At 60.6% G+C, this 17,012-nt stretch carries 13 protein-coding genes; 8 read left to right on the top strand and 5 right to left on the bottom strand.

Annotated features, from left to right (window positions below):
- Positions 1–113: 113 nt before the first annotated feature.
- From HYPDE_RS08600 to HYPDE_RS08585, 4 genes are all read left to right on the top strand, one after another.
- A complete protein-coding gene (locus HYPDE_RS08600) occupies positions 114–2,591 on the top strand; it encodes an acyl-CoA dehydrogenase (protein ID WP_015598036.1) in 2,478 nt (825 codons plus the stop codon).
- A gap of 32 nt (positions 2,592–2,623) precedes the next feature.
- On the top strand, positions 2,624–4,636 hold the full coding sequence (locus tag HYPDE_RS08595) for a 3-hydroxyacyl-CoA dehydrogenase NAD-binding domain-containing protein (protein ID WP_015598035.1): 2,013 nt from the start codon (positions 2,624–2,626) through the stop codon (positions 4,634–4,636).
- A 36-nt stretch (positions 4,637–4,672) separates the two neighbouring features.
- Positions 4,673–5,977 carry an acetyl-CoA C-acetyltransferase gene (locus HYPDE_RS08590; protein ID WP_015598034.1) on the top strand — a complete coding sequence of 435 codons (1,305 nt, stop codon included), beginning with the start codon at positions 4,673–4,675 and terminating at the stop codon, positions 5,975–5,977.
- A 71-nt stretch (positions 5,978–6,048) separates the two neighbouring features.
- Positions 6,049–7,368 carry an SAM-dependent methyltransferase gene (locus HYPDE_RS08585; RefSeq protein WP_244437812.1) on the top strand — a complete coding sequence of 440 codons (1,320 nt, stop codon included), beginning with the start codon at positions 6,049–6,051 and terminating at the stop codon, positions 7,366–7,368.
- 35 nt (positions 7,369–7,403) lie between these two features.
- On the opposite strand, the gene HYPDE_RS08580 is transcribed toward HYPDE_RS08585, so the two are convergent.
- Positions 7,404–9,185, bottom strand: a complete 1,782-nt coding sequence (locus tag HYPDE_RS08580; protein WP_015598032.1) for a glucan ABC transporter ATP-binding protein/ permease — start codon at positions 9,183–9,185, stop codon at positions 7,404–7,406.
- Between the two features lie 217 nt (positions 9,186–9,402).
- On the opposite strand from HYPDE_RS08580, the gene HYPDE_RS08575 reads away from it, so the two are divergent.
- The gene (locus HYPDE_RS08575; protein WP_015598031.1) at positions 9,403–10,002 is read left to right on the top strand and encodes a cytochrome b; all 600 of its coding nucleotides are present in this window, start codon (positions 9,403–9,405) and stop codon (positions 10,000–10,002) included.
- A gap of 24 nt (positions 10,003–10,026) precedes the next feature.
- Here the strand turns inward: HYPDE_RS08575 and HYPDE_RS08570 are convergent, their stop codons facing one another.
- Genes HYPDE_RS08570 through HYPDE_RS08555 form a run of 4 tightly spaced genes read right to left on the bottom strand, consistent with a single transcriptional unit; the run spans position 10,027 to position 13,355 of the window.
- Complete coding sequence (locus HYPDE_RS08570) at positions 10,027–10,863, bottom strand: hypothetical protein (protein ID WP_015598030.1); 837 nt, start codon at positions 10,861–10,863, stop codon at positions 10,027–10,029.
- On the bottom strand, positions 10,860–11,906 hold the full coding sequence (locus HYPDE_RS08565; protein ID WP_015598029.1) for a glycosyltransferase family 4 protein: 1,047 nt from the start codon (positions 11,904–11,906) through the stop codon (positions 10,860–10,862). The genes HYPDE_RS08570 and HYPDE_RS08565 overlap by 4 nt, the downstream gene beginning before the upstream one ends.
- Positions 11,899–12,303, bottom strand: coding sequence for a 6-pyruvoyl trahydropterin synthase family protein (locus tag HYPDE_RS08560; protein WP_015598028.1), 405 nt, complete (start codon positions 12,301–12,303; stop codon positions 11,899–11,901). The genes HYPDE_RS08565 and HYPDE_RS08560 overlap by 8 nt, the downstream gene beginning before the upstream one ends.
- Before the next feature lie 23 nt (positions 12,304–12,326).
- On the bottom strand, positions 12,327–13,355 hold the full coding sequence (locus tag HYPDE_RS08555) for a zinc-dependent alcohol dehydrogenase (protein ID WP_015598027.1): 1,029 nt from the start codon (positions 13,353–13,355) through the stop codon (positions 12,327–12,329).
- A gap of 20 nt (positions 13,356–13,375) precedes the next feature.
- On the opposite strand from HYPDE_RS08555, the gene mdoH reads away from it, so the two are divergent.
- From mdoH to HYPDE_RS08540, 3 genes are read left to right on the top strand one after another with little or no spacing between them, the layout of a single operon-like run.
- Positions 13,376–15,190, top strand: coding sequence for a glucans biosynthesis glucosyltransferase MdoH (gene mdoH, locus HYPDE_RS08550; RefSeq protein WP_144061227.1), 1,815 nt, complete (start codon positions 13,376–13,378; stop codon positions 15,188–15,190).
- A 4-nt stretch (positions 15,191–15,194) separates the two neighbouring features.
- Positions 15,195–15,944, top strand: coding sequence for an FkbM family methyltransferase (locus tag HYPDE_RS08545; RefSeq protein WP_015598025.1), 750 nt, complete (start codon positions 15,195–15,197; stop codon positions 15,942–15,944).
- Between the two features lie 30 nt (positions 15,945–15,974).
- A complete protein-coding gene (locus tag HYPDE_RS08540) occupies positions 15,975–16,985 on the top strand; it encodes a hypothetical protein (protein ID WP_015598024.1) in 1,011 nt (336 codons plus the stop codon).
- The last annotated feature ends 27 nt before the right edge of the window (positions 16,986–17,012 follow it).

The raw sequence follows: 17,012 nt of genomic DNA, 5'->3' as shown, positions 1-17,012 counted from the left end.
CCGGTGGCGTCGTTACGGCGCCGTTAAGGTGACGTACACGCCAACTTAGGATACTCGGGCGCCCGTCGGAGCCGCTATAAGAGCGCCGCGGTTCCCATAAGGAGGCCTCGGAAATGGCGGCCGTAGTTCTTCTGATTTTGGCGCTGGGCGGCTTTCTCGCGCTCGGCATGATCCGTGCGCCTCTTTGGGGATGGGCGGCTGCCGTCGGCGTTCTGACGCTGCTCGCGACTTATGATTGCACGAGCGCCTTGGGATGGCTCGCGTGGCTGCCGTTCGTCGGTTTGGCGCTGCTCTCGATTCCCTCTCTCCGCCGCAGCCTCATCGTCGCGCCGGTGTTTGCGACGGTGCGCAAGATCCTGCCGAAGGTTTCCGATACCGAAGCGCAGGCACTCGAAGCCGGAACGGTTGGTTTTGATGCAGAGCTTTTCTCGGGGACTCCGGACTGGAACAAGCTACAATCGATCCCGCCCATCGAGCTTTCGGCGGAGGAGCGCGCGTTCCTCGACGGCCCGACTGAGGAACTGTGCCGCATGATCAGCGATTGGCAGGTGCGCCATACGCTGCGCGAGATCCCGGACGAGATCTGGGACTTCGTCAAGAAGCACGGCTTCCTCGGCATGTTGATTTCCAAAGAGCACGGCGGCCTTGGCTTCTCGGCTCAGGCGCAGTCGCTGATCCTCGGCAAGATCGCGTCGCGCTCTCCCGATATCGTGACGATCGTGATGGTGCCGAACTCCCTTGGCCCCGGCGAACTGATCGAGAAATATGGCACCGACGAACAGAAGCACTACTACCTGCCGCGTCTCGCGAAAGGCGAGGAAGTGCCTTGCTTCTCACTGACAGGCCCAACGTCCGGTTCGGACGCCGCCACGATGCGCGACATCGGATATGTCACGCGCGGCACCTATCAGGGCAAGGACACGCTAGGCATCCGGCTTTCCTGGGAGAAGCGCTACATCACGCTCGGGCCGAATGCGACGCTCGTCGGTCTCGCGTTCCGTCTGTTCGACAAGGATAACCTGCTCGGCAAGGGCGAGGACGTCGGCATTACGCTGGCACTGATCCCGGCAGATCATCCTGGCGTCAACATCGGGCGGCGGCATCTGCCTTCAGGCGCTGCATTTCCGAACGGGCCAAACTGGGGCAGCGACGTTTTCATTCCGATCGACTGGGTGATCGGCGGCGAGGTGATGGCAGGCAACGGCTGGCGCATGCTGATGGAATGCCTGTCGGCGGGCCGCGCCATCTCGCTGCCGTCGTCGGCGACGGCGGGAGCCAAGATGATGCTTCGCGTGACTTCGGCCTACGCAAGGATCAGGAAGCAGTTCGGATTGCCGGTTTCTCGGATGGAGGGCGTCGAGGAGCCTCTCGTACGCATCATCGAGACAGCCTACGTCAACGAGGCCGCGCGTGCGATGACGGCCGCGATGGTTTCGCGCGGCGAGAAGCCGTCGGTGATCTCGGCGCTGATGAAATATCAGACGACCGAAAAAATGCGCCGCGCCGTCAACGACGCGATGGACATTCACGGCGGTCGCGGCATTTGCGACGGTCCGTCGAACTATCTGCAGTCGGCGTATCAGATGGTTCCGGTCGGTATCACCGTCGAGGGTGCCAACATCCTGACTCGCACGCTGATCACCTTCGCGCAGGGCGCGCTGCGCTCGCATCCGTTTCTCTATAAGGAAGTACAAGCGGCGCAGGATGCCGATCGCACGCGCGGTCTCGCTGCCTTCGAGGATGCATTCAACAACCACATCGCCTTTTCGCTGTCGAATGCCACCGGCGCGTTTGTCCATAACGTCTCCGGCGGCGCACTGGCGTCCTCGCCAGACGGTGCGCAGCGCATGTCGCATTGGTATCGCCAGCTTGCCCGTGCTAGCCGGTCTTACGCCTTCGTTGCCGATCTGACCGTGGCGCTGCTCGGTGGGGGTCTCAAGACGAAGCAGAAAATCACGGGGCGCATGGCCGATGCCCTCGCCGAGCTTTACATGCTCTCGGCAACCTTGAAGCGCTATGACGATGACGGCCGTCCCGCTGGCGATGAGCACATCGTCGAGCTCGTCGCGCAGAATGCGCTCTATCGCTTCCAGGACGCCGTCGGCGGCGTCATAGACAATTTCCCTGTCGGCTGGGCGCGGCCTCTGATGCGGGTCGTCGTGTTTCCGTTTGGGCGGCGCTTCAGGCCTGCGTCCGATGCGCTTGCGCATCAGGTGGCGAGACACGCATTGCAGCCGGGAGAGGTCCGCGACCGGCTGACCCGCAACATCTTTGTGTCCAGGGACGTCAACGATCCGACGGGCATCCTGGAAGTGACGCTCGAAAAGGTAATTGCGGCTGAGCCTGCCGAAAAGAAACTTGAAAAAGCCATTCGCGACGGACTGGTCCGCCGCTACCACGGTATCGACTGGTTTGCCGAGGCGGAGGCAAAGGGCATTATCTCGGCGGAGGAAACCGATCAGCTCCGCGAGGTCGAGCAGCTTGTCGCTCGCGTCATAGCAGTCGATCATTTCGATCCCGCCGAGTTGAAACCGAATTACGCGACGCTTGGCCATAACGCTCGCGGTTCCGAAAAATTGGCCGCGGAGTGAGCGATAGCCCGTTCCAGAGTCTGAGGTGAGCAATGAGTGAAGCGACGGCGGAATTGGAAGCCACCCGCCTGAAGGACTGGCGCTTTTCAATCGACGGCGAAAGCATCGCCTGGGCGATCTTCGACCGGGAAGGGGAAAGCGCGAATTCCCTCGGCCGCCGACCGATCGAAGAGCTGAATGCCATCATCGAGCGCGTCGAAGCGGAAACACGCGCCAAGACAGTTCGCGGCCTCGTCATCATGTCGGGCAAGGAGCGCGGCTTCATCGTCGGCGCCGACATCCGGGAGTTCGAGGCGTTCCAGAGCGAGCAGGATGTCATCAACGCACTGAAGCCGGTCAACGCCCTTCTGGATCGTATTGAGAAACTGCCTATCCCGGTCGTCGCGGCGATACACGGCGTCTGCGTTGGTGGCGGATTGGAGCTGATCCTTGCCTGTCATTACCGGATCGCGACGCGCGATGACTCGACGCGCATCGGCTTCCCGGAGGTCAAGCTCGGAATTTTCCCGGGCTTCAATGGCACTGCACGTTCGATCAAGCAAGCCGGGCCGATGGCGGCCATGCAGGCCATGCTGACCGGTGGCATGATCCGTGCGACCGTCGCGAAGGCGCAAGGGTTCATCGACCAGCTCGTCGGCAGCGCGGGCGAACTGCATTGGGCAGCGAGGAAAGCGGTTCTGCAGAACCGGCGTTCGCAGTCTGCCGGCCTGGCAAAAATGCTGCTGACCAAATGGCCGGCGCGCGGATTTCTTGCGGGCAAGATGCGCCAGGAAACAGCAAAAAAAGTCCGCGAAGATCACTATCCTGCACCATTCCGGCTGATCGATCTCTTTGAGAAAGAGGGCGGCGATCTCGATGCGATGAAGAAGGCCGAAACGAAGGCGTTCGCGCCATTGATGGTTTCGGAAACGTCGCGCAATTTGCGGCGCGTGTTCAGACTTACGGAGCTTCTGAAGGCGCAAGCACCAAAAGGCTTCAAATGGCGGCCGAGCCGCGTTCACGTCATCGGCGCAGGCACGATGGGAGCCGACATCGCAGGTGTCTGCGTCGCCTCCGGCATGGAAGTAACGTTGCAGGATATTTCGCCAGAGCAGCTTGAGAAGGGCATCAAAGCCCAGAGCAAGCTCTTCGCGCGCAAGTTCAAGACAAGGGCGACGCGCGATGCCGCCAAGGCGCGCCTGATCGCCGATCCCGAGGGCAAGGGTATTCCTCGCGCCGACGTCATCATAGAGGCCATTGTCGAACGCCTCGATATCAAGCAGAAGCTGTTCGCGGATCTTGAAACGAAAATCAAATCCGGCGCGGTGCTGGCGACGAACACCTCATCCTTGAAGCTCGAAGATATTTCCGCGCCGATGAAAGACCCGGGCCGGTTGATCGGATTGCACTTCTTCTCGCCTGTACCGCAGATGCCGCTGGTCGAGGTCGTGCGAGGCGCCCAAACTCGTGACGAAGAAGTGAAAAAGGGCGCAACCTTCGTCACCGCCATCGACAAGTTCCCGCTGATCACGAAGGACGTGCCCGGCTTCATGGTCAACAAGGTTCTGACGCCTTACATGTTCGCGGCGATGAAGCGTCTCGAAGAAGGCGAGGACAAGGAAAAGATCGACGAAGCCGTGCGGGCGTTCGGAATGCCGATGGGCCCGATCGAGCTCGCCGACAACGTTGGCCTCGACATCTGCGCGCACGTCGCCGAGATTCTTGGTCACCCGAGCGAGGGTTCACGTCTCGCAAGGCTCGTTGCATCCGGCCGTCTCGGCAAGAAGACGGGCGAAGGGTTCTACGTCTGGAAGGATGGGAAGCCGGTCAAGTCCGACGCCAAGTTCTCGACAGCCGAACTCGACAAGCTCGGCTGCGAGCTGGTCGAGCCGATGATCGCAGAAGCGCAGAAGACGCTTGACGAAGGCGTCGTCGAGTCGGCCGATCTCGTCGATGCGGGCATGATTTTCGGGACCGGCTTCGCGCCATTCCGTGGCGGTCCGCTGCACTACAAGAAAACTCATCCCGGAGCGAAGGCAACAACCGCCCGCGCGGCAGCCGAATAGCCGATTTCTCACATCGAGACTCCAACGGAGATTTAAATGACACGAGAGCTTCGGCGCGTTGCGGTGATCGGCGGTATCCGGATTCCCTTCTGCCGTTCCAATACCCTTTATGCCGATCTCTCGAACCTCGAGATGATGACGGCGGCGTTGAACGGTCTGGTCGACCGGTTTGGCCTCAAGGGTCAGCACATCGATGAAGTCGTCGGCGGGGCGGTCGTCACGCACTCGCGGGATTTCAATCTGGCGCGCGAAGCGGTGCTGTCGTCGAAGCTCTCGCCATCGACGCCGGGCGTGACGCTGATCCAGGCGTGCGGAACGTCGCTGCAGGCAGCGCTGATGTCGGCGGGCAAGATTGCGAGCGGCGAGATCGAGTGTGCGATATCCGTCGGTTCAGATACGACGTCCGATGCGCCGATCGTGTTTTCGAAGAAATTTTCGAAGCGCCTCGTGCAGGTTGGCCAGAGCAAGACGGCGCTGGATAAGGTCCGGGCCTTCAAGGGGCTTTCGCCCGCCGAACTCGCGCCACAGCCGCCCGCCGTCGCGGAGCCGCGCACCGGGCTTTCGATGGGCCAGCACTGTGAGCTGATGGCGCAGGAATGGAAGATCTCGCGCGCCGACCAGGACACATTTGCTCACGCGAGCCACAAGAAGGGCGCCGCAGCCTATGACGAAGGCTATATGGACGATTTGATCGTTCCGTGTGCGGGCGTTTATCGCGACAACAATCTTCGCCCCGACATCTCGATTGAAAAGCTCGCGTCGCTGAAACCGGCGTTCGAGAAATCGGAACGCGGCACGCTGACTGCAGGCAACTCGACGCCAATGACGGATGGCGCGGCTTCGGTGCTCCTGGCATCGGAAGACTGGGCGAAAGCGCACAACCTGCCGGTCCTCGCCTATCTCGCCCACGGGCAGCACATCGCCAACAACTTCGTTGGTGGTGATGGACTTCTGATGGCGCCGACGATTGCCGTTTCGAAAATGCTCGACCGTGTCGGACTGACGCTCCAGGACTTCGACTTTTACGAAATCCATGAAGCCTTTGCGGCGCAGGTGTTGTGCACGCTCAATGCGTGGGAGGATGCCGATTATTGCAGGAAGAACATGGGCAAGGACGCTCCGCTCGGCTCGATCGATCGCTCCAAGCTCAACGTCAAGGGCTCATCGCTTGCATTCGGGCATCCGTTCGCGGCGACCGGCGCGCGCATTGTCGCAAATCTCGCGAAGATTCTATCGACTAACGGGGGTCGCGGCCTGATTTCCGTCTGCACCGCCGGTGGCATGGGCGTTGCTGCGATCATGGAAGCGCCGAAATCGATCGAAGCGCGGGCGGCGGCTTGAATAGCCTATCGCGACCGAGACGCGCGGCCTTGAATGAGCTATGCACCTCGCGATAAACGAAGCTGAGGGGCATGCGTATGGCAATCGGTATCGGGCAGGATAGGCAACTGGAAGCGGCGCGAGCGCTTGTCCGTGACGTTGCCGATCGCATCGACCTCAATGCCTGGGTCCGGCTCTGGGACGGCACGCGACTGCCGCTCGGCAAGGAACCGACCTCGAATTTCGAAATTTCGATCAGCGATCCGGGCGTGATCGGGGCGCTCGTGCGTAGCCCGCGGCTCGATACGATCATTCGCCAATATATCGAGAAAGGGATCGATTTTTCGGGTGGGACGCTAATCGACTTCGGTCGGAATCTTCAGAAGGACGGCAAGGCGCCGAAAATCAAAGGGCGCGACGTCTTGAACGCAGGCCGTAATCTTCTGCCGTTTCTTTTTACAAAGAAGAAGGAAACGCGCGACGCCTATGGCTTCAGTGGAGATGCCAGCAGCGAGCACCGCAAGACGGCCGACAACAAGGATTACATTCACTTTCACTACGATCTTTCGAACGAGTTCTATGCGCTCTTCCTAGACCCGGAGATGGTCTATTCGTGCGCGTACTACACGGACTGGTCGAACGGTATCGAGCAGGCACAGCACGACAAGCTTGAAATGATCTGCCGCAAGCTGAGGCTGAAACCGGGCGATCGGATGCTCGATATCGGTGCGGGCTGGGGCGGACTTCTCTGTCACGCCGCGAAGCACTACGGCGTAACCGCGCATGGCATCACGCTTTCGGAAGAGCAACTGTCGTTCGCGCGCGAAAAGGCCGTGAGGCTCGGGCTTGCGGATCGCGTCACGTTCGATCTCACGGATTATTCGAATGTGAAAGGCACGTACGACAAGATCGCATCAATCGGCATGTACGAGCATATCGGGCTTAAGAATATTCCTGCGTACATGAACAAGGTGCGGTCACTGTTGAGCGACGACGGGCTGTTCCTCAACCACGCAATTTCCCATCGCGCATCCAAGAATGCTGCCAGGAAGTGGCTGACGCGGCCCGAAAAGAAGGCAATCGCAAAATATATTTTTCCGGGCGGCGAGCTTGACGATATCGGGCACACGGTCAACGCGATGGAGCGTGCCGGGTTCGAGGTCCAGGACGTCGAAGCATGGCGGATGCATTACGCGCGCACGTGTCAGCTCTGGTGCGAGCGATTGACGGCGCGAAAGGACGAAGCCATTCGCTATGTGGGCGAAGAGAAGTACCGGATTTGGGTTGCGTATCTCGCCGGTGTCAGCCTCGGGTTCTCGCGCGGGTCGTTGAGGCTGTTCCAGACGCTCGCGTCGAAGTCCGCCAAGCGCCCACCGCCGCTGCCGCCGACGCGGGCTGACTTGTATCGCTGAGTGCGCTCGCGCGCTGTTGCGACGAAGTGTGGAGCTTAACTTTTTCCGTTGTTGTCGGGCGGGGTTTCGGTGGTTTTCGGCACGGTGAAGCCGCCCTCGGCTACGAGGCGTGCGAATAGGCCGGTTCCTTCAGCCAGCTCTCCGAAGCGCCCCCGTTCGACGATGCGGCCGTGATCGAGCACGAGGATCTGGTCGGCGCCGGCAACCGTCGACAGGCGGTGGGCGATCACGAATGTCGTGCGCCCGGCACGCAGCGTGTCGAGAGCGCGCTTTATTTTGGCTTCGGTTTCAGAATCGAGCGCGCTCGTCGCTTCGTCGAGGATAAGGATGGGCGCGTCTTTCAGAATGGCGCGGGCGATGGCGATCCGCTGGCGTTCGCCGCCCGACAGCGACAGGCCGCGCTCGCCGATCATGAAGTCATAGCCTGCCGGCTTCCTCATGATGAAATCGTGCGCTTCGGCGAGTTTGCTGGCGCGCTCGACTTCGGCGTTGGTTGCATCCGGTTTGCCGATACGGATGTTGTCGCCGATCGTGCGGTTGAAGAGACCCGCATCTTGGAAGACGACCGAGATTGCGTGGCGCAGCGATTGCAGCGTGGCGTCTGCGATATTCTGGCCGTCGATCGTAATGCGGCCCGATGACGGAGTTTGGAAACGCTGAAGCAAGGCAATCGTCGTCGACTTGCCGGAGCCGGTCGGACCGACAATGGCGACTGTTTCGCCGGCTTTTGCAGTGAAGCTCACGTCCGTTATGCCTTGTGGGCTGCCGCCGTAGCGAAAGTTGACGTTTTCGAATGCGACGGCACCGGCCACATTTTCCAGAGGTTTGGCGTCGGAACTGTCCTCTGCACCGGCCTTTTCGTCCATCAGTTCGAACAGCGTGGTGAGCGTCGGGGCTTGCTGATGAACTTTCACGACGAATGCCGAAAGTTGATCGAGGCGGTTGATGAGAAGCGTTGCGAAGGCGACGAAGCTGACGATTTGCCCGACCGTCAACTCACCCCTTCCGACGAGTATGGCGCCTGCGACGAAGATCACGACCATCGTCAGCGTTGCAGCCGAGCGCTGCATCACCGTCAGAATTCCCCACCACGTGACAACGGGAAATTGAGCGGCCAGAAGATCTCGCGACAGGCCGCGCAGCGCATCGGCCTCGGCCTGCAAGCGCGCGTAGCTTTGCACCACCATGACGTTGCCGACGACGTCAACCACGCGGCTCGACAGTGCCGTTTCATGTTGCTCGACGGCAGCTTGCCCATAGGTCGTTTTTCGCATCACGAGAACGTTCATCAGCGTATAGGCGGCTGCCAGCGCGACAAGAATGGTCGCCATACGGGCGTCCATGTCGATCGCGGTCGGGACAAGCAGGATGATGCCGAAGAGGGCGGTGAAGTGCTCGCGCATGGCCCCGAGCCAGAGCCAGAACAGGGCCGTCATTCCGGCCAGAATTGTCCGGATCGTCGCGCCGCTGCCGCGTGCGGCGTGCGCGCTCTGCGGCAAGGCGATCGCTTTCTCGAAAACGGTGACGAGATGGGCATTTTTCTGGCGGTGTGCGAGACGATCGGAGTTGATGCTGACAACAACCCCAGCGACGATGCCGAAAAGGCCAAGGAACGCCCAGAGGCCTATGTAGCCGAATGCGCTTTCGCCTTTTCCGAGGGCATCGACGACACGTCCGAATAGAATTGGCTCGGCGAGTTGCGTGGCAGCGATGATGACGCTGGCGGCGGCAAGTCCGATCGCGAGATATTTCTCAGACTCGAGCAGTTTCAGAGCGCGGACATAAATCTGAAAGAGGCTCAACGGCTTCGGCGTCATGCCAATTTCTCCGGAGCGTCGCAGTCGTGACGAACCGAAGGACGATCAGATGCCCCCATATGTGATGCCTGATTGAATAGCCATTTATCCTGGCCGCTCTATAGCATTCCGCCCAGGATAAGCATCAGGGAAAACGGGGCAGGCAGGTCGCGATTCTTGACGGCCGGGATCGGCTGTTCAATTGTAGCTCAAGGCATCACAGGCGAGGCACGAAGCCATGGCCCAGGATCCAAGATATCAGCTTCCCACATACACGCCGGCCGCGCGAGGCCTGCATTGGCTGATCGCGCTTCTGATCTTCATTCAGTTGCCGCTCGGTCTCTATATGACTTATCGCGGCAACGAGATGCCGACGATCAACGAAAAGGGCGAGGCGGTGAAGGGCATCTTCGATGCCTTGACTGGGTTTCTTTACAGCTCCCACAAGCTCATCGGACTGACCATTCTATTTTTGGTTCTGGCCCGTTTTCTGTATCGCTTGATGCGTGGCGCTCCGCAGCCCGATCCGTCAGTGCCCAGGGGACTGACGGCCGCCAGCCGTCTCGTTCATTGGTTGATGTATGCGCTGCTGATCGTGGTTCCGGTCATGGGCTATCGGGCGATTTCCTATGGCCGCTATCTCGACGTGTTCGGCATCCCGCTGCCAGCCGTCACCGAGAAGAACGAGGACCTATCGAAGGAGATTTTCGAATGGCACGAGAGGGCGGCTATAGTGCTCCTGGTCCTCGTGTCGCTGCATGTCGCCGCCGCGATCTATCACAGGTTTATCCGAAAGGATCGCGTCGTCGAGCGGATGTTGCCGAAAAAGATCGCTTGATACCCGGCAATGGGAATGCCGCAGTCAGGATGCCGGTATAGCGAAGGTATCGGTGTGGCCGACGACCGCGCCCGTACGCGGGACGTTGATCCAGTCGACGATGGTTTTCGCGTCGATGCCGCCGATCTCAGATGCGGCAACGGCGTGACCCCGCACGAGTTCTTCGATCAGCATGCGCTCGCTACGTTCGAGGCGCCAATTGCTGTCTCCTTCGATCACGGCGTACCCATTGAGACGAAACTGGTCTGCGAGATGTGCCGATGCCAGTGGGCCCGCCGCGTTTCCAAGGCCTTTGTCGCGTAATTGGTGACGATGAAATGCGGAGGCCATTTGATTGTCGGCAGGCCTGTGCGGGGTCCAACGCCGTTGGCCATTGTAGGTGAGGGTCGCGTAGAACGCGGTCCTGCGGTCGGATACGGCTTTCGCGAGCACGCGAATATAGTCTTCAGATGCGAGATCGAAGAAGGCGGATGCGGTGACAAGATCCAACAATTCGTCGACCAGATATTTGGTTTCGGACGCAAGATCGGCGACCGTGAAGATGACGTCGATTTCTCGGCCGTCCTTATGCAAACGCACATCATCACCCAAGCATTCTGCAGAGTCGGCCCAGACGATCAGGCGTGACTTCGCAGCCCCGTGCAAATCGGCTTCGCGATCGACAAGTTTCCAGGTCTGGCGTTTCGGCAGCAGCGGAGCTGTGGCGCGCAGGTTTGCGCCAGTGCCTGAGCCGAGATCGAGAACGCGCACATGGTCGCGAAGCGCAAAGCGCGCGCTGACGGCGTTTGTTACTTCGCTCGAACGGGCGCGCAGATCTGCGGGCTCTCGCAAATCGAGCCATTCTGGCAAAAACTCGCTCACGGCCGGAGCCCTAGTATGACCGCCGCGATGCGCCTTGCCGTCTCGTGCCATGTCGGCAGCGTGCGTCCGGCTTCCCACGCCGCGTCCGCCAAACGGTCGCGCAATTTCTTGTCGGTCAACGCGCGCTCGATCGCAGTTGTCAGGGCAGTGGCGTTGCCGGCTTCGACATGCAGCGCCGCGGCTTCACCCGCCGTTTCCGCAGCGGCTCCTCCCGCTGCGATGACCATCGGCAAACCGCGCGCCATCGCCTCCGCAAGCACCATGCCATAACCTTCGAAGAGCGAGGCTGAGACGAAGAGATCGGCGCTTTCGTAATAGCGTTCGAGCGTCGCCGGCACGACCTTGCCGGCAAGCGTGACCCTGTCTTCAAGGCCGGTTGCCTGGATCGCCTTTTGAACGGTCGCGACTGCCTCGGGGTGACGGTCGAGCGCACCGGCAATCGTCAATCTCCAGTCGATGTGCTTGAGAGGTGCGAGCGCTTCGACCAGCAGGTGATAACCTTTGCGTGGCAGTACAGCGCCAACGGAGAGGATCTGCAGCGGCGCGCCCGTTCCCGTCGCGCGCTGGGCGGGATCGGTGCCGGGCTCGGCGATTGTCACTTTGTCCGCAGACAGGCCCATCGTATCGACAAGAATGCGCTTCGTGACGCGGCTCGTGACGACAATGTGGCTGGCGCTCTGGAGCGCGTTTTCCTCGCTCGCCTTGATTTCGACCTTGCGGCCGTGCGGCAGACCGGTTTCGAGAAAAAGCGGATGATGGACAAGTGCTACGACGCGTCCTTCGAGGGTGTCCAGAATATCGTCCGTGAAGGCGCCGAACGCCAAGCCGTCGACCATGAGCACAGCGTCGTGGGGTTTGGTTTTGAGCAGGCGGCCGGTTTCGGCAAGGTCGGCGGCGCTCGGACTCGGAAAGGCGTCCGGTAGGGTCATCACCGAGACGTGGACGCCGAAGTCGGGAAGGAGGTCGATCACGCGCCGGTCATAAGCATAGCCTCCGGTCGCGCTCTTCAAATCCCCAGGTACCGCGAAGACGACATCAGCCACTGATCTGTCCCTCGTAGCTGGCGCGCGCAAGGTCCGTTTCCGAGAGCGTGACACGGATGCGCGAAAGCGTTTTTCCTTCTACGCCGAGTTTACCCGATACGGCGGCTTCGGCGATGCGATCAAACACATATTTGCAGAGAAACTCGGTCGTCGTGAACTGACCCTCGAATTGAGGTAAAGCATCCAGGTTTTGATAACCGAGCGGCTTCAGCGTTTCGCCGAGGATGCGAAGTGCCGCGCCGATATCGACAACGACGTTCTCGGCGGTCAGTTTCTCGCGATAGAACGCGACATCGACGATGTAGGTTGCGCCATGCAGATTCTGGGCCGGCCCGAAAAACGGATCGGGCAGGGAGTGGGCGATCATCACGCGGTCTCGGACTTCAACGGAGAACATCGGTCGGGCTCATCTCTCTTGGCTCAATAGCAGACGATCGGCGGCAGCGCCGACGATGACCAGATATCTGGGAGCGATTTCGGCAACTCGGTGAACGGAATGGACGCCGAGACCAGAACGTCGAGAGCGGGATCGTCGAGCAGGGCGAGCGCTCGCTCAAGCCGCTCGCGATGCTTAAGTTGGCTGCGATGGCTCGGTGCGACGTGGCCGACCTGCGAAGAGATGATTTGCAGCCGGCGCGCATGAAAGGCCCCACCGAGGTTTACCGTCACGGGATGCGTTCCGTACCAGCTCAGCTCGATGACGCGACCTTCGAAGGCGCAGGCTTCGATCGCCGTATCGAATCCGCCGCCTGTGGCACTCGTATGGAACACGATGAGGTTGTCGTGCGGCGCGTTGCGGGGGGTATCGGTGAATGTCAGACCCAGGGCTGCGGCGTAGCTCGCACGCGCGGGATTGATGTCCGTAATCGTCACGTCGGTACCGGCGATGCGTTGCGCCAGGTAAGCAACGAGCAATCCTACCATGCCCGCGCCGACGACGAGAACGCGGTCGCCGAGCGACGTTCCGGCATCCCAGTGCGCGTTGAGCGCCGTTTCCATATTGGCCGCGAGGACGGCACGCCGCGACGGGACAGCGTCCGGTATCGGAAGAAGATGATCTTCGGTGACCTGAAAATGATCCTGATGCGGATGCAACGCAAAGACGCGGCGCCCAATGAGCTTGTCAGGCCCCACTGTCACAATGCCAGCCGCCGAATAACCGTATTTGATCGGAAAAGAGAACGCGCCCGCCTGCAGCGGCGCACGCATCCGCGTCCATTCGCTTTGCGGCACTTCGCCATGTGCGATGAGTCGCTCAGTGCCGCGGCTGATCGCGGAATATTCCGTGGCGATGCGCGCTTCTCCAGGTGCGGGCGGGGCTAAACGTTCGGTTCGGAGTTCAGCCTGTCCAGGCTTGGTGTACCAAAGCGCGCGTGCGACGATGATCTGGCCCTGGCTGCGGCGCATCCGGGGCGGATCGTGGTCGAGCGTGCCGCGCTGGTCGTTCATTGCGAAAGACTAAACCCGTCATGACGTTCGATTGCGATCGCGAAACTATATCCGGGGTCATCTTCCAGCCGGTCGCGACGGAGCCATGCCTTACGACACCAGCGGGCTTCGAGGCAATCGCGACGCTTGCCCGACGGCGGATGATCGTGCTCGTCTTCAACCTCGCGACGTGGAGCCTGCTGATGCTCTGGGCAGGGTCAATCCTCGGGAGTGGAGGGTGGACGTGGCTCGATGGCGCGATCCTTATCTGCTTGGGGTTTGCTGCGCCTTGGCCAGTGCTTGGCTTCTGGAATGCCGCCATCGGGCTATGGCAGCTCAGTGGCAAGCGCGGCCCTGCGGTACTTTTGACCCCGGATGGCGAGAAACCGGCTCCCATCACGGTTAAGACGGCCGTGTTGATGACGTTACGCAATGAGGACCCGGTTCGCGCACTGCGGCGGCTGAAGATCGTTAAGGAAAGCCTCGACCAGACGGGTGAGGGTCAGCAGTTTTCGTATTTCGTGCTGAGCGACACGGATCGTGCCGACGTCGCGAGCCGTGAGGAAGACGCAATTGCTGACTGGCAGGCACACGATGCAGATCGCGAACGGATCATTTATCGCCGCCGTGATCACAATCTCGGATTCAAGGCGGGCAACGTGCGCGATTTCGCGACGGGTTCAGGGCGCGAATTCGAGCTGATGCTGCCACTCGACGCCGACAGCCTGATGACCGGAACGGCAATTCTCGAACTCGTACGCATCATGCAGCGGCATCCGGATCTCGGGATTTTGCAGGGTCTCGTGGTCGGCACACCGACCGCTTCGGCGTTCGCCCGGATTTTTCAGTTCGGCATGCGGCTCGGCATGCGGACCTATACGATGGGACAAGCATGGTGGGCCGGCGATTGCGGGTCGTACTGGGGACATAACGCGCTCGTCCGCATCGCGCCGTTTGTCGCGCATTGTGAGCTGCCGGTGCTTGCCGGGGGGCCGCCGCTTGGCGGACGGATACTCTCGCACGATCAGGTTGAAGCGGCGCTGATGCGGGCAGCGGGGTTCGAGGTCCGTGTGCTGCCGGTCGAGATCGGCTCCTTCGAGGATAATCCGCCGAACGCCGTCGCGTTCGCCGACCGTGACGCGCGCTGGTGTCAAGGCAACCTGCAATATCTGAAACTCATCGGGCTTAGGGGGCTTTATCCTGTGAGCCGCTATCAGCTCATCTGGGCCGTGCTGATGTTCGTCGGCGTGCCGGCGTGGATCGTCTTGTTTGCACTCGCGCCGTTTGCTGCGGCCGAGGCCGAAAGGATGATTCCGGATTTTCCATTTCGTTCCGCTGTGGCTTTGTCTCTGGCGCTGCTGCTCATGCATCTCGCGCCGAAACTCTCGGCCGCCTTGAACGTGATGCTGACGCCTGGCGAGATTCGACGCTTCGGCGGCGGTGCGCGGTTTACTCTTGGTGCGGGAATTGAAATCCTGTTCTCACTTTTCCTTGCGGCGACGACATCGCTCCGGACAGCGCTGTTTATGATGGGGCTTCTGCTCGGCAGATCGGCAGGATGGGAGGCGCAAGCTCGCGATACAGATGGGCTCACGTGGTCGGCGGCGGCGTCCAGGTTCTGGCCGCATGCGCTGTTCGGCGTCGGCGTAGGTTGCGCCTTCGCGACGGTTGCGCCCCACTTGCTGCTCTGGAGTTTGCCTGTCACGCTTGGCTTCGTTGCTGCCATCCCATTTGCAGTGTTGACGGCAAGCCCTGCGGTTGGAGATTTCTTGCGGCGGCACAGGATTGCAGGAGTTCCGGAAGACTTCTCCCCGCCGCCGGAAATACGGACGTTGCAATTGGCCGGCGGGTTCTGACGCCATGGTCTCGCGTGCCCTGCAGGGGGTGTTCCGCTCGCTGCGCATCTATCACGGGCCCGACGTGCCGCGGGCCGCCATGGACGCGCTCTATCGGCGTTTCATGGAGCCGGGTGATCTCGTGTTCGATATCGGTGCCCATGTCGGCGATCGCGTGTCGTCGTTCCGGCGTCTCGGCGCCCGCGTCGTTGCCATCGAGCCGCAATCGCTGTTGATCGACGCGCTGGCGCATATTCACGGCCGCGATCCTCTGGTGGTGATCCTGCCTCGTGCACTCGGCGCCAGGAGCGGCAGACAAGCGTTTCATCTCAACACGGACAATCCTACGGTTTCGACGATTTCCGATGCGTTTCTGCAACGTGCCGGGCAAGCACCAGGATGGGAAGAGCAAAGCTGGGACGACGAGGTCGACGTCGATGTTGTAACGCTCGACGCGTTGCTCGCGCGCTTCGGAATTCCGGCGTTCATCAAGATCGACGTCGAAGGTTATGAAGATGCCGTGCTTTGCGGCCTGTCGCATCCGGTGAAGGCGCTGTCATTCGAATTCACGACAATCATGCGAGACACGGCCATTGCCTGCCTCGAGCGGTTGTCGCTTCTCGGCGATTATCGCTACAACTTCGCTCTGGGTGAAACCCAGCGTCTGACCTTCGAAAGTTGGCTTTCTGAGGCAGAAATGGCGACACATCTTTTCAGTTTGCCGCATGAGGCAAATTCAGGCGATGTTTACGCAGTGCTCGCCACGGAAATCTAACCTGACCACCGTTCTAACCGGAGTTTCTAAATGCCGCAGTGCTTACGTTCCCTTGTCTTTGCGTTTCTGCTTATGGCGCCGCTTGTCACCGCGGCGCGTGCCGCGTCGCTCGACGGGCTCGGCGTCGACGTCAAAAACGAGAGCGAACCCGTGCTCTGCGCGGAGAAAGACAACGTCGCCGTTTCATTCACCAACAAGGACGTTCGCTCCTTCCGGATTGAAGCGGCTCATCCGGTCTATCTTTCATCCGCTATGCGCAACAACCTCGAACCCGACTGGACGGCGTGCGACATGGCTTCCGATCCGAACTTCAAGCCGCCGGGCGAGCCGAAAAAGGTCACGCTCTATGAAGATCCGTCCGTTTGGGTCATCGGTTACACGTTTCCGACGTTTTGGCGCCCGGCGACCGCCAAGGTCCGCATCGGCGATCGCGTCGACAGCAGCATCCACATGCTGCAGTTCTGGATTCATGAGGACGACGATGCGGAAGAAGTCCTCGTTCTCTATCCGCAGGACGGATACTGGCGCCCGCGTCCGATGACGCCGGACAACATGCGCACGACAGCCTATGGGTCCTCGTTTCTGATCGGTCCCCTCGAATACGACGGCCGTCCCCTGGTGAATATCGAGGAAGTGACCATTGATCCGAAAAAGCGGTCATTCTCGTTGAAATTCGCAAAAGGCGGTTCGGCGATGCTCAAGATCGCGAGCGTCAATACGAACAGGATCGCGCTCGATGTCTCTTTCGATCAGGGGATTTCCGGTGGTCCGTTTGCAATGTTGCGCTCGATGTACGTTACCGAATTCAACAACGATGCGGCGCGCATTGCAGTTCGCGAGCACGGCGCCAAGGGCTGGCGCGAAGACAACATCATGAAATTCGATCATGCACGCGCGACCGATATCTGGATCGGCCGTCTGACGCCGTCGCAGCACAACACGACGTCGCCCGATATCGTGTTCAACAGCTTCTCGGACGGCCCATTGCCGAAGCGGCCGAAGAGCGAGGCTCCGTCGCAGCCGGCATCAAAGCCGCAGTGACATATAGACTGGGTAACTGGGCTCGTC

The sequence above is a fragment of the Hyphomicrobium denitrificans 1NES1 genome, from assembly GCF_000230975.2.
GTDB lineage: Bacteria > Pseudomonadota > Alphaproteobacteria > Rhizobiales > Hyphomicrobiaceae > Hyphomicrobium_B > Hyphomicrobium_B denitrificans_A.
Note: the sequence above shows the minus strand (reverse complement) of the source record. Positions and strands in the feature narration are given on the sequence as shown.

Bases quoted from the DNA above. Each gene is read 5' to 3' on its own strand.
- HYPDE_RS08600 (WP_015598036.1), top strand. From the start codon at position 114: ATGGCGGCCGTAGTTCTTCTGATTTTGGCGCTGGGCGGCTTTCTCGCG.
- HYPDE_RS08595 (WP_015598035.1), top strand. From the start codon at position 2,624: ATGAGTGAAGCGACGGCGGAATTGGAAGCCACCCGCCTGAAGGACTGG.
- HYPDE_RS08590 (WP_015598034.1), top strand. From the start codon at position 4,673: ATGACACGAGAGCTTCGGCGCGTTGCGGTGATCGGCGGTATCCGGATT.
- HYPDE_RS08585 (WP_244437812.1), top strand. From the start codon at position 6,049: ATGCGTATGGCAATCGGTATCGGGCAGGATAGGCAACTGGAAGCGGCG.
- HYPDE_RS08580 (WP_015598032.1), bottom strand. From the start codon at position 9,185: ATGACGCCGAAGCCGTTGAGCCTCTTTCAGATTTATGTCCGCGCTCTG.
- HYPDE_RS08575 (WP_015598031.1), top strand. From the start codon at position 9,403: ATGGCCCAGGATCCAAGATATCAGCTTCCCACATACACGCCGGCCGCG.
- HYPDE_RS08560 (WP_015598028.1), bottom strand. From the start codon at position 12,303: ATGTTCTCCGTTGAAGTCCGAGACCGCGTGATGATCGCCCACTCCCTG.
- HYPDE_RS08555 (WP_015598027.1), bottom strand. From the start codon at position 13,355: ATGAACGACCAGCGCGGCACGCTCGACCACGATCCGCCCCGGATGCGC.
- mdoH (WP_144061227.1), top strand. From the start codon at position 13,376: ATGACGTTCGATTGCGATCGCGAAACTATATCCGGGGTCATCTTCCAG.
- HYPDE_RS08545 (WP_015598025.1), top strand. From the start codon at position 15,195: ATGGTCTCGCGTGCCCTGCAGGGGGTGTTCCGCTCGCTGCGCATCTAT.
- HYPDE_RS08540 (WP_015598024.1), top strand. From the start codon at position 15,975: ATGCCGCAGTGCTTACGTTCCCTTGTCTTTGCGTTTCTGCTTATGGCG.